Below are 13,892 nucleotides of genomic sequence, written 5' to 3' on the forward strand. Positions count from 1 at the left end.
TGTGGAAAAGACATTAATTTATCCACATTATGCACAATTAATGATGATATGTCAAAATAACAACATGAACGGTTACCTTTGGCAAGGGTGTCTGCTCGGCAACTTGCTGTGTTTCTGGACGTGCACCCCAATGCAATGGCGTCATATGTAATAGATCAGCATATAAATCATTGGGAATTGTCCATTCATAAGAAATTTCTCGTTGTGTTGCTTTTGGATAATTTGCCATAAAGCGTTGCACAACTTTATCATTTTGGTAGGTATGCTTTGGTGAATCAAGTGGATATAACATTTCGCGTAATTCATGTAAATAGCCTGCAGCTGGCACAACTTTCACCAATGTTCCTGATGGTTTTAATACCCGTTTGAATTCTTCGTAGGCACTCGGCGAAAAAAATTCAACGATACTATCAAAACTATTATCTGTAAATGGTAGGTTAGCTAAGTCAGCGACACTAAAAAATGCCTGCGTCTCCAACTGTGTTGCAAGGTTAATGCCTGCTTTTGAAATATCAAAGCCAAGCGCGGTATCTTGATTGTGTCGTAAATTGAGTAATCGCTGTAATGGTGTGCCTTCACCCGTACCAACATCTAAAATACGTTGTTTTTTTGTTGGTAATTCTTCACTAACAGCCTGTATGATGCCATCAAATAATCCAGCTGTTAATACTCGTCTACGAGAAGCTAACATCTGATCATCATATTCTGTATTGATCGCTTTATTCAAAAAATAGAGTGTCCCTTTTTTATTTAAATCTAAGCGATGGCCACGTGGACAAATTAAGCTGTGGCCGCTCACGTGATCATATGGTTCATTATCTAATAAACAACGAAACATTGATAAGTGTTGTGTGACAAATTGCTGTCCTTTATCTATTTTTTTCATTTTCCCGTCATCTTCATTTTTTTATTTGATAGTATATCACAAATTAATCATATCTTTTAGCATCTGATAACAGTCTATGGTACGCAAACAGGATCGGCAATCTCACCATTTTAATTTGGTAGATTGTCGATCCTATTAAACATGTTCTAAAATATTGATATCTTATTCAAAACCATCAGTTGTTAGTGATGCCCGATACAAATCGACGACATCATCAACAGTCAAATTGACATAACCACCTTCATGATCTAAATGACCAATGCGAACAGCTTCCTGTGCCATTTCAACAAATTTCTCATCAGTACGAATATCAACACCAACTAATGTCATCGGAATGCCTAACGACTTTATCCAATCATAGGTTGATTGAACAGACTGCATTGCAACTTTTTCATCACTACCCGTTAAGTGCCAAACTTCACGCCCAAATCGTGCGAATTTTGCTGCCGTTTTGTCTGAAAGGACTTTCTTCATCCATCGTGGTGTTAAAATACCGAGACCAACACCATGCGTAATATCATAATAAGCAGATAGCTCATGTTCAATTGGATGAACTGTCCAACCATTCTGATTACCAGAACGCGCAATCCCATTCAGTGCCATGGTTGCACCCCACATCAAATTAGCGCGGGCGTCATAATTATTCGGTTCCTTTAAAGCAACTGGTGCCCATTTAATTACTGAACGCATCATACCTTCAATAATACCAGCAGTTACGTCATTGGCAGTTGACCGATCAAAATATTGTTCTGTTAAATGTGAAAAAATATCAAACGATCCTGCAGCAGTTTGCCACTGCGAAACAGAATAAGTTAGTTGTGGATCTAAAAATGAAACCGCTGGTGTCTTAGGACCATAAGTACCTAACTTAATATTTAAATCAGGATTTGAAATAACTGACCCCGCATTCATCTCTGAACCTGTTGCTGCCAACGTTAAAATGTCAACGACTGGTAATTGATCAATATTTGCTCGTGATTTTGAACCACGATCAGCAACTAGATCCCAAGCATCCCCATCATAAAACTTTGCAGAAGCAATGACCTTTGATGCATCCAAAACAGAACCACCACCAACAGATAAAATCACATCTATATCGTGTGCTTTTACTAATTGTTGACCTTCACGAATTGAAGTAATTTTTGGATTAGGTGCAATGCCTGATAATTCAACCACATGTAAACCAGCTAAAGCTTTTATCACACGGTCGTACAGACCAGAGTGTTTGATTGAACCACCACCATAAGTTAGTAAAACGTTTTGACCAAATTGCGCAATGGTGTCATGTAATTCTTCATCAATATGATGTTTCCCAAAACGAATATCTGTACTATTTTGAAAACGAAAATCTTCCATATGAACCTCCTGTCTTGAAAGACGGCTGCCACTCATTAATTTTAATTAACCATACTTACTTTCATGGTAACAAAAAAGCCTCATAGATAACAAACAAATGACATCTATGAGTGCTTTAATTAATCGTTAAAATGAATCTGCAACGATTTATTTTGTTAAATTCATGGCGTTTTCAATATCAGCAATTGATGTTGGTGCATTTTCCTCAGTAACGATTGGATCAGCAACAACTTTATCTTCAATTTCTTGATATTGTTTCATACCAGTACCAGCTGGAATCAACTTACCAATGATAACATTTTCCTTCAAACCAACAAGTGGATCATTCTTACCGCGGATAGCAGCATCTGTCAAGACACGTGTTGTCTCTTGGAATGATGCAGCAGACAAGAATGAATTCGTCTCTAATGATGCTTTGGTAATACCAAGCAAAACTGGACGACCCGTTGCAGGGAGACCACCCTTCAGCAAAGTTTCTTCATTTGCATCACGGAATTGGGCAATATCCATCAAAGTTCCTGGCAACAGATCGGTCTCGCCCGGATCCATGACACGAACCTTACGTAGCATTTGTCGAGCCATTACTTCAATGTGCTTATCAGAAATCTCAACACCTTGCATACGGTAAACTTTTTGCACTTCATGCACAATATAGTTTTCAGTAGCAAGCGTATCACGTACTTGGATAATTTCCTTAGGATCAGCTGAACCTTCATTCAACGTCTCACCACGATGAATATGATCACCTTCACCAACTCGCATACGAGCAGTCATAGGTAATGTATACGTACGCGTATCTGTCTCACCTTGAATTGTAACTTCTTTGGTACGATCAGCAGGATTTTCTTCGATTGAAGTGACTTCACCAGTAACTTCAGTAATCATAGCACGTCCCTTAGGATTACGTGCTTCGAAAATTTCTTGCACACGAGGAAGTCCTTGCGTAATATCGTTTCCAGCAACACCACCCGTGTGGAATGTACGCATAGTCAATTGTGTACCTGGTTCACCGATTGATTGTGCTGCAACAGTACCGACAGCTTCACCAACTTCGACAACATCACCAGTAGCCATGTTACGACCGTAGCATCGAACACAAACACCATGTTCAGTGTTGCAAGTAAATGCTGAACGAATTGTAACAGTTGTGATGCCAGCTTCAATAATACGCTTGGCAATATCTTCTGTGATCATCTCGTTATGACCAACAATCTTGTCACCAGTTTCTGGATCAAAGACTGACTTTTGTGCATAACGTCCCAAAATACGTTCGTATAATGACTCGATAACTTCATTACCATTCATGATAGCAGTCACATCCAAGCCACGATCACTATGACAATCATCTTCACGAATAATAACATCTTGTGCAACATCAACCAAACGACGAGTCATGTAACCAGAATCAGCTGTCTTCAAAGCCGTATCAGTCATTCCTTTACGAGCACCGTGCGTTGAGAAGAACATTTCCAAAACAGATAGTCCCTCACGGAAGTTAGCGATGATAGGTAGTTCCATAATACGACCATTAGGAGCTGCCATCAAACCACGCATACCAGCCAATTGCGTAAAGTTAGAAATATTACCACGGGCTCCAGAATCCGACATCATAAAGATGTTGTTATCTGGTTCGAAGTGTTCAATTAGCTTTTCAGTAATATCATCTTTTGCTTGATTCCAAATAGCAATAACGCGTTCATAACGTTCTGAATCAGTAATCAAACCACGACGGAATTGCTTCGTTACAGTTGCGACTTGCTTGTGAGCAGCATCAATAATCTCTGGCTTTTCCTTCAAGTCAGTCACATCGGAAACACCCACTGTCAAACCAGATTTTGTTGACTCATCATAACCCAAGTCTTTCATACGATCCAGCAACAATGATGTCTCTGTAACCTTGTAAATCTTGTAAACTTCCGCAATAATATCTGACAAGTAACCCTTCTTGAATGGTGGCAAGATTGGTGTCTCAGCGTAACGTGCCTTGATATCTTCACCTGGCTCCAAGAAGAAACGGTCATCAATACGATGCAAGTTTGCTTCAGTTGGTTCATTCAAGTATGGGAAGTCTTCTGGCAAAATGTCGTTAAAGAACAACTTTCCAACAGAAGTCAACATGATGCGTGAACGTTGCTCAGCTGTAAATGGCTTTGCAGCTGGTAATGAATCTGTTTGAATACCAATACGTGTGTGCAAGTGCACATACTTATTTTGGTAAGCTGTTCGCACCTCATTGATATCCTTGAAAATCATACCTTCACCTTCACGACCAGCTTCTTCAGTCGTTAGGTAGTAATTACCGATAACCATGTCTTGTGATGGTGCCACGATTGGCTTTCCATCCTTAGGTGCCAAAATGTGTCCGGCAGCTAGCATTAACAAACGTGCTTCTGCTTGTGCTTCATCTGATAATGGCACGTGGATGGCCATTTGGTCCCCATCGAAATCGGCGTTGTACGCTTCAGTTACCAATGGATGTAGACGCATCGCCTTACCAGAAACAAGCACTGGTTCAAACGCTTGAATTCCCAAACGGTGCAACGTTGGCGCACGGTTCAATAGCACTGGGTGCTCTTTAATAACGTCTTCCAAAACATCCATGACATCATCATCACGACGATCGATCTTACGCTTTGCAGCACGAATGTTACCAGCTAAATCACGCTTGACCAATTCTTTCATGATAAATGGACGGAACAACTCCATTGCCATTGGACGTGGCAATCCCATTTGATTCATCTTCAAGAAAGGCCCAACATCGATAACTGAACGTCCAGAATAATCAACACGCTTACCAAGTAAGTTTTGACGGAAACGTCCTTGCTTACCCTTCAACATATGTGATAATGACTTCAATGGTCGGTTACCTGGTCCAGTAACTGGACGACCACGACGACCATTATCGACCAAAGCATCTGCTGCTTCTTGCAACATGCGCTTTTCGTTTTGCACGATGATACCAGGTGCATTCAACTCTAACAAACGCTTCAAACGATTGTTGCGGTTAATCACACGACGATACAAATCATTCAGATCAGAAGTGGCAAAACGACCACCTTCAAGTTGAACCATTGGGCGCAAATCAGGTGGGATAATTGGAATAACATCCATCACCATCCATTCTGGTTTATTACCAGATTTAACAAAGGCTTCAATAATGTCCAAACGGCGCACCGCACGAACACGCTTTTGACCGGTTGCCTCACGCAATTCAGCCTTTAATTCAGTCACTTCCTCTTCCAAGTCAACGTTAGCTAACAAGGTTTGAACAGCTTCTGCACCCATTCCTGCTTCAAAAGCGTTACCATATTCGGCTTTTAATTCACGATATTCGCGTTCTGATAGTAGTTGCTTTTCAGTTAATGGTGTATCACCACCATTGGTAACCACGTATGAAGCAAAATAAATAACTTCTTCAAGTGAACGTGGTGACATATCCAAAACTAAGCCCATACGAGATGGAATACCTTTGAAGTACCAGATATGTGATACTGGCGCAGCCAACTCAATGTGACCCATGCGCTCACGACGAACCTTTGCTGAAGTGACTTCAACACCACAACGGTCACAAACGATTCCCTTATAACGGATTCGCTTATATTTACCACAGGCACATTCGTAATCTTTTGTAGGTCCAAAGATACGCTCATCAAAAAGGCCATCTTTTTCAGGCTTCAGTGTTCGGTAGTTGATTGTCTCGGGCTTTTTTACTTCACCATAAGACCAGCTGCGAATCTTGTCCGGACTTGCCAGACCAATTTGCATGCTTTCAAACTTATTGACATCGATCAATGGTTCGACCCCTTTCATAGGTTCTCTATACAATTCCGACCCAATCGTCGACTAGATTTGTCCTTAGTATGATTGTTAAATCACCACCATACTAAGCACAAACCTAGCAAACGAAACGCTAGGTCGGCTGACACTTTATTTATATTTTAAAATTAATTAGCACGATCATTCGTGTTTGCAACATTATCTGAATTATTGGTTATATTACCCGCACCTTCAGCATTAAATTCTTGTGCTAATTTGTCAGTTTTCTTATCTGCTGATGCAACATTTAGGACAGAATCATCTTCATCCATATCACGTAGCTCGATCTCACGATCTTCAGCATCCAAGACCTTCATGTCCAAACCAAGTGCTTGTAATTCTTTTACTAACACACGGAATGATTCTGGTACACCAGGCTTTGGAATTTGCTCACCCTTAACAATAGCTTCGTATGTCTTAACACGACCAACAACATCGTCAGACTTGTATGTTAAAATTTCCTGCAACGTATGTGCAGCACCATATGCTTCAAGGGCCCATACTTCCATTTCTCCAAAACGTTGACCACCGAATTGCGCTTTTCCACCAAGTGGTTGTTGCGTAACCAATGAGTAAGGTCCGATTGAACGAGCATGAATCTTATCATCAACCATGTGAGCTAGCTTCATGTAATGCATGATACCAACAGACACACGCTTATCGAATGCTTCACCTGTACGACCATCGTAAAGAATTGACTTTCCATCGGCTGGCAAACCAGCTTCTTGGATGGCATCCCAAATATCCGTGTCACGAGCCCCATCAAAGACAGGTGATGCCACGTGAATACCCAATTCACGAGCAGCCATACCTAAGTGTAATTCAAGCACTTGACCAATATTCATACGTGAAGGCACACCCATTGGTGACAACATAATGTCAATTGGCGTACCGTCAGGCATAAATGGCATATCTTCAGAAGGAACGATCACTGAAACCGTTCCCTTGTTACCATGACGTCCGGCCATTTTATCACCAACTTGAATCTTACGACGTTGGGCAATGTAGACACGAACCATCATGTTAACACCTGGTGACAACTCATCACCGTTTTCACGTGTGAAGATACGGACGTCTTGTACGACACCGCCACCACCATGAGGTACCTTTAATGATGTGTCACGTACTTCTCGAGCTTTTTCACCAAAGATAGCATGTAGCAAACGTTCCTCAGCTGATAACTCAGTCACACCCTTAGGCGTTACCTTACCAACCAAAATATCACCGTCTTCTACTTCAGCACCAATACGGATAATACCGCGTTCATCCAAATTCTTTAATTGATCCTCACCAGTATTTGGAATCTCACGAGTAAATTCTTCAGGGCCAAGCTTTGTGTCACGAGCTTCTGATTCATATTCTTCAATGTGAATTGATGTATAAACATCATCACGAATCAAACGTTCGTTAATAATGATGGCATCCTCAAAGTTATATCCTTGCCATGTCATAAAGGCAATCAATGGGTTTTGACCCAATGCCAATTCACCTTGTTCCATTGATGGTCCATCAGCCAATACTTCATCTGCATCAACTGAGTCACCAACTTTAACGATTGGTCGTTGGTTATAATTCTTACCTGCATTTGAGCGACGGAACTTCATCAAGGCATACTTGTCTAATGAACCATCTTCACGACGAACACGAATCTCGCGACCATCAACATACTCAACAACACCAGGATACTTTGAAATAATTGCCACACCAGCATCATGGGCAGCCTTATACTCAATACCCGTACCAATTAATGGTGCATGTGGATCAATCAAAGGCACAGCTTGACGTTGCATGTTAGCACCCATCAAGGCACGATTTGAGTCATCGTTTTCCAAGAAAGGAATTGCTGCAGTAGCAACAGCAACGATTTGCTTAGGGGAAACGTCCATATAATCAACTTGATCAATTGGTACTTCAACGTTTTCATCACTCTTACGAGCCAAAACAGTTTCAGTAGCAAATGAACCGTCTTCATTTAGGACAGAGTTTCCTTGTGCAACTACGAAATTATCTTCTTCATCGGCAGTCAAATAGTCAATTCGATCAGTCACCTTGTGTGTTGTCCAATCAACACGACGGTAAGGTGTCTCAATGAAGCCATACTTATTAACGCGACCATATGTGGCCAATGAGTTGATCAATCCAATATTAGGTCCTTCAGGTGTCTCAATCGGATCCATACGACCATAATGTGTGTAGTGAACATCTCGAACTTCATATCCAGCACGGTCACGAGTCAAACCACCAGGTCCAAGGGCTGACAAACGACGCTTGTTTGTTAACTCACCCAACGGATTTGTTTGATCCATGAATTGTGATAACTGTGATGAACCAAAGAATTCCTTCACAGCAGCAACAACTGGACGAATGTTAATCAATTGTTGTGGCGTAACGGTATCAGGATCTTGAATTGACATCCGTTCACGAACAACACGTTCCATACGGCTTAGACCAATACGGAAAGTATTTTGTAACAACTCGCCAACACGACGAATACGACGATTTCCCAAATGATCAATATCGTCAGTTGTTCCAACACCTAATGGCAAGTTTAAGAAGTAATTCATACCTGCGATAATATCTGCTGGCTTAACTGTCCGAATAGCTGGATCAAATTGACCATTACCAATGATTGGCAATGTCTTTTCGGGGTCTTCTGGATTTTCAACAAGAATCGTTTGCAAAACCATTGGTTCCGTCACAACTGCATCATCTGATGGTGTATAAGTTGTGCGCTTAAAGTCGTCACGATCTAAGTAAGGTGACAAAGCTGACATAACTTTCTTATCAATCAATGCACCCTTTTCAGCGATGATTTCACCAGTATCTGGATCAGCTAGTGTTTCACCCAATGTCAAGCCCATTAAGCGTGACTTCAATGACAACTTCTTGTTAATCTTGTAGCGACCAACTGGTGCCAAATCATAACGCTTTGGATCAAAGAAACGTGCTGTTAACAAAGCACGTGCTGAATCAGCAGTCTTAGGTTCTCCCGGACGTAAACGCTCGTAGATATCCTTTAAGGCTTCTTCAACTCGTGAATCCTCGATGTCTTTATGCACATCTTTATCCAACGTTAATGAGATTGAATCATATTGGTCACCCAACATTTGTAAGATTTCTGAATCTGAACCATAACCCAATGCACGAACCAATTCAGTAATTGGTAATTTACGTGTACGATCAATACGAACGTAACTTAATCCCTTAGCATCGGTCTCAAATTCTAGCCAAGCACCACGACTTGGAATGAACGTTGTACCGTAATTTGGGCGACCATTCTTATCTAATTCTTCGTTGTAGTACACACCAGGTGAACGTACTAATTGTGAAACAATAACACGTTCGGCACCATTAATAATAAATGTTCCTGACGGTGTCATTAATGGGAAATCGCCAAAGAAAACATCTTGTGACTTAATTTCACCAGTTTCCTGATTTGTTAAACGCAACGTAACGTGTAATGGTGCCGAATAATTAGCATCATGGTTACGAGCTTCTTCTACTGTGTACTTAGGCTCCATGAGCTTATAGTCCACAAATTCTAGAGACAACTTGCCTTGGAAATCTTCGATTGGCAAAATGTCCATAAACATTTCACGTAATCCTTCATCCAAGAACCAGTTGTATGAGTCCGTTTGAATTTCGATCAAGTTAGGCAAATCAAGAACTTCCTTGATTCGTGCATAACTACGACGAACACGGTGTTTACCATACTTTACAAGCGTTCCTACCAAGTTTTCCACCTCGCTTTGAATTGGCCAACTGTGCACCGAGTTATATTACAGTTTGATAACAATTTCTGCTTTTCACCGGTTTTTAAGTGCAAAAAAGACAACAGCATCCCCGTACCTGAAAACGCTCTTGTCATTACTATGCAGGCCTTCAGGGACAATATTTCCTGTCAACCGTTGTCTTATACACAATTAAACTAACCATTAGTATACAAGAAAAAGCAGGCATTAGCAAGAAAAACAATTCTTGTCAACGCTTACTTTTTAAGTTTATTATTCTGTCACAGTCACTGTTTTATTTTTGGCTGGTTTGACGGTGATATTTATCTCGCCATTTTTGGCACCGATCGTTACCTGATCATTCACAGTTACTTGTCCTGTCAATAATTCTTCTGATAAGGCATCTTCAACTTTCGATTGTAGCGCTCGTCTAATTGGCCGTGCACCATATTCTGGGTCAAAACCAGCTTCAGCAATCACATCGATTGCAGCTGGTGTTATTTTCACCTTAAAGCCTTGTTCACCGATTCGTTGCAAGACCGACTTTGACATTAACTTAACAATTTGATGTAGCTCCGCTTTGTTCAATGAATGGAAGACAACCACTTCATCCAAACGATTAATAAATTCTGGACGGAATGTTTCCTTAACGGTTTGCATAATGGTATCACGCATGGCATCGTAATCAGACATCTTATCGACCGCCCCGAAACCAACTGACTTTTCATCACGCAATCGCGTTGCCCCTAGGTTAGACGTCATAATAATAATCGTATTTCTAAAATCAACTTTGCGTCCTTTAGAATCTGTCAAATAACCATCATCAAACACTTGCAACATTAAATTATAAATATCTGGATGCGCTTTTTCAGCTTCATCAAGCAAGACAACTGAGTACGGTTGACGACGAACCTTCTCTGTCAGTTGACCACCTTCTTCATAACCAACGTAACCCGGTGCTGAGCCAACCAAACGACTTGCTGAATAGGCTTCACGATATTCTGACATATCTACACGGATCATGTTATCTTCTGAACCAAACATCGCTTCAGCTAACGCTTTTGCTAATTCAGTTTTACCTGTTCCGGTTGGTCCTAAGAATAAGAAAGTTCCAATTGGACGTTTTGGATCTTTCAAACCTGAACGAGCTCGTCTAATCGAACGTGCAATGGCTGATACAGCCTCATCTTGACCAACAACTCGGTGATGCAGTACTTTCTCTAAATTAACTAGACGTTCTTTCTCTGACTTTTCCATTTGCGTCACAGGAATACCCGTTTGTTCTGATACGACTTCAGCAATATCATGCAGTGATAAGACCAAATCGTATTTTGTTTGATCCACATTTTCTGGATTAGTCTGTGCATCCAAATATTTATCAATGTGCCGTTTTTGTCGCATTTCTTTCTTACGCAGTTCAGCTGCTAATTCAAAATCTAATCGCGCAATTGCTTCATCTTTTTCTTGTTGTAATGTCGCCAATTTTTCTTGTTGCTTTGCTAATGGTGTTTCGTGACCTGTCCGATCAATGCGAACCTTGGCAGCCGCCTCATCCATAATATCAATCGCTTTGTCAGGTAAGAAACGATCCGTGACATATCGTACTGATAATTTCACTGCCTCAACAATGGTTTCATCAGGAATTGCCACTTGATGGTGTTGTTCGTAACGTTCTTTCAAGCCTTTCAAAATAGCAATCGCATCCGCTTGTGTTGGTTCATTCACAGTCACCTGTGCAAAACGTCGTTCTAAGGCGGCATCTACTTCAATATACTTCTGATATTCATCCAAAGTCGTTGCACCAATCGTTTGCAATTCACCACGTGCCAAAGCGGGCTTTAAGATATTTGACGCATCAATGGCACCCTCAGCGCCACCGGCACCAATTAACGTATGTAGTTCGTCAATAAACAAAATGACTTGGCCATCATGTTGGATTTCATCAATGACTTTTTTCAAACGATCTTCAAATTCACCACGATATTTTGTACCAGCAACTAAAGAACCCATATCTAACATCATTAAACGTTTTTGGGTCATATCTGAAGGAACATCACCTGTGACAATACGTTGTGCTAGCCCTTCAGCAATCGCTGTTTTACCAACACCCGGTTCACCAATTAATACTGGGTTATTCTTAGTACGTCGTGACAAAATTTGAATCACACGTTTCACTTCGTTTTCACGACCAACAACTGGATCCATCTTTTGATCACGCGCTAATTGTGTTAAATCACGCGCTAAAGCATCTAACGTTGGTGTTCCTTCTGTTGCTTGTGCTTGATTACCACGTTTCCGTCGTGCATCATGCCGTTTTGCTGTATCACTAACACCCAATTTACGTAAAATTGCACGTCGCATTTCTTGAGGATTAACACCCAAATTAATTAAGATACGTGATGAAAAAATGGTCTCATCTGACAATAATGCCAATAGAATATGTTCTGTTCCTGTACGTTCTTGATGAAGTTTAACGGCATGTTCATTTGCCAATCGAATCATTTCAGCTGCTTTCGGAGAATAGGGCAAATAAGCTTCTTTTTCGGCACGTGATAGTGTGCCATACCCCGTAAATTGTTCAATTTGACTTCTCACATCATCATCAACAACATTAAATTGTTGCATGACTTTACTAGCAATGCCTTCTTTTTCAATTGCCAAAGCAAGTAATAGATGTTCTGTCCCAACAGCTTGATGTTTAAAATGCTTTGCTTGTTCTTGTGCAATAACTAACACATTCTTTGCACTTGGTGTATATTGATTATCCATATTAATTACACTCACTTTCAAACCGTAATCGGTTCAATAATTGTTGTAATAATCTAGCTCGTAAACGACCTTGAACGGTTGCATCGCCAACTGCTAATGCTTCTTTAGACATTAACGTCAAAAGAAGTTCCCCTTCACGTTGTGTCAAGATTTGTTCTCGATATAAACTAGATATTACTGCTGTTGCCGTCCTAAAGCTAACAATCTCAGGGAGACTTTGTCGCATCTCTTCAATCAGATCTGGCTCTGTCCGTAATGCCATTTTTACAATACGAATATAACCACCACCACCACGTTTTGATTCGACGAAATAACCATTTTCGGCACTAAAACGCGTTTTAATGACATAATTAATTTGTGATGGCACGACATTGAAGCGTCGGGCGATTTCAGCACGACGAATTTCAATTTCATTCGCCTGCTGCAAAATTTGTTTCAAGTATGCCTCAATATTATCAGACATATTTGAATCAGCCATGACCTTCACCCCCTTGACCAATATTGACATCATTATAAAACGCATCGTCAAACAATGCTACTAATCAATCATATCTTTTTAAGAGTCGGTCGCAAAATATTTTACAAAAGCTAATTCAAGGTTCGCTTAACTTAAAAATATCAACTTGTCATTATTTTTATTGACTACCCATTTTAAAAAACATGTATTGACACAAAAACCACCAAGATTTCTCTTGATGGTTTGCAATCAATGCACCTAGAAGGATTCGAACCTTCAACCTTCTGATTCGTAGTCAGACACTCTATCCAGTTGCGCTATAGGTGCATGTTCATTTGAAGCTCCCTATTGGAAGTAAGCGAACAACGGGATTCGAACCCGCGACCTCTACCATGGCAAGGTAGCGTTCTACCAACTGAACTATATTCGCATGGAATGCCGACTACTGGATTCGAACCAGCGACCTCTTCATTACTAGTGAAGCGCTCTGCCAGCTGAGCTAAGTCGGCTTCTGTATCGAAAATCGATATACGGATGACAGGAATCGAACCTGCACGCCCTAAGGGCACTGGAACCTAAATCCAGCGCGTCTGCCAGTTCCGCCACATCCGCAACAGACGTCCATCGAGTAAACAACTCTAGACAACTTTTACATTATACCTAATCATTTATTAAGTGTCAACACTCATTTTGATTTGGTATATATCGTAACTGCTATCATGACTAATAACAACTTACCACTCGATACATATTACTAGCTTTTTTATTTTTTTGCAATTCTTTTTTCACTGTTTTGAAAAATTACAATACATTTCCTTATTCTTCATATAAAAAAAACATTAAAATCAATTTTAAAAGTCGCTAATCAACCATGTTA

At 40.5% G+C, this 13,892-nt stretch carries 6 protein-coding genes and 4 tRNA genes; all 10 read right to left on the bottom strand.

The window, feature by feature from the left end; all coding sequences use genetic code 11:
- Nucleotides 1–37: 37 nt before the first annotated feature.
- The 10 genes from ACSKY2_RS05840 to ACSKY2_RS05885 all read right to left on the bottom strand — a co-directional run bounded on the left by ACSKY2_RS05840 (nucleotide 38) and on the right by ACSKY2_RS05885 (nucleotide 13,627).
- On the bottom strand, nucleotides 38–886 hold the full coding sequence (locus ACSKY2_RS05840) for a methyltransferase domain-containing protein (protein WP_489877085.1): 849 nt from the start codon (nucleotides 884–886) through the stop codon (nucleotides 38–40).
- 162 nt (nucleotides 887–1,048) lie between these two features.
- Nucleotides 1,049–2,242 carry an iron-containing alcohol dehydrogenase gene (locus ACSKY2_RS05845; RefSeq protein ID WP_489877086.1) on the bottom strand — a complete coding sequence of 398 codons (1,194 nt, stop codon included), beginning with the start codon at nucleotides 2,240–2,242 and terminating at the stop codon, nucleotides 1,049–1,051.
- A gap of 147 nt (nucleotides 2,243–2,389) precedes the next feature.
- Nucleotides 2,390–6,034 carry a DNA-directed RNA polymerase subunit beta' gene (rpoC, locus tag ACSKY2_RS05850; protein ID WP_489878233.1) on the bottom strand — a complete coding sequence of 1,215 codons (3,645 nt, stop codon included), beginning with the start codon at nucleotides 6,032–6,034 and terminating at the stop codon, nucleotides 2,390–2,392.
- Between the two features lie 152 nt (nucleotides 6,035–6,186).
- On the bottom strand, nucleotides 6,187–9,792 hold the full coding sequence (rpoB, locus tag ACSKY2_RS05855) for a DNA-directed RNA polymerase subunit beta (protein WP_489840678.1): 3,606 nt from the start codon (nucleotides 9,790–9,792) through the stop codon (nucleotides 6,187–6,189).
- 270 nt (nucleotides 9,793–10,062) lie between these two features.
- Nucleotides 10,063–12,558, bottom strand: coding sequence for an ATP-dependent Clp protease ATP-binding subunit (locus tag ACSKY2_RS05860; RefSeq protein ID WP_489877087.1), 2,496 nt, complete (start codon nucleotides 12,556–12,558; stop codon nucleotides 10,063–10,065).
- Between the two features lies 1 nt (nucleotide 12,559).
- Nucleotides 12,560–13,036 (bottom strand): CtsR family transcriptional regulator, encoded by a 477-nt coding sequence (locus ACSKY2_RS05865; protein ID WP_489877088.1) that lies wholly within the window; start codon nucleotides 13,034–13,036, stop codon nucleotides 12,560–12,562.
- 232 nt (nucleotides 13,037–13,268) lie between these two features.
- Nucleotides 13,269–13,342: transfer RNA gene (locus tag ACSKY2_RS05870), tRNA-Arg, on the bottom strand.
- A gap of 30 nt (nucleotides 13,343–13,372) precedes the next feature.
- A tRNA-Gly gene (locus tag ACSKY2_RS05875) sits at nucleotides 13,373–13,445 on the bottom strand.
- 6 nt (nucleotides 13,446–13,451) lie between these two features.
- Nucleotides 13,452–13,524 (bottom strand) — tRNA-Thr (locus ACSKY2_RS05880).
- A 20-nt stretch (nucleotides 13,525–13,544) separates the two neighbouring features.
- A tRNA-Leu gene (locus ACSKY2_RS05885) sits at nucleotides 13,545–13,627 on the bottom strand.
- Between the last annotated feature and the right edge of the window lie 265 nt (nucleotides 13,628–13,892).

The sequence above is a fragment of the Weissella sp. ESL1156 genome, assembly GCF_058505625.1.

What these genes read in the sequence shown, in the direction of transcription:
- ACSKY2_RS05840 (WP_489877085.1), bottom strand. Translation starts at nt 886, where the DNA reads ATGAAAAAAATAGATAAAGGACAGCAATTTGTCACACAACACTTATCA.
- ACSKY2_RS05865 (WP_489877088.1), bottom strand. Translation starts at nt 13,036, where the DNA reads ATGGCTGATTCAAATATGTCTGATAATATTGAGGCATACTTGAAACAA.
- ACSKY2_RS05860 (WP_489877087.1), bottom strand. Translation starts at nt 12,558, where the DNA reads ATGGATAATCAATATACACCAAGTGCAAAGAATGTGTTAGTTATTGCA.
- ACSKY2_RS05845 (WP_489877086.1), bottom strand. Translation starts at nt 2,242, where the DNA reads ATGGAAGATTTTCGTTTTCAAAATAGTACAGATATTCGTTTTGGGAAA.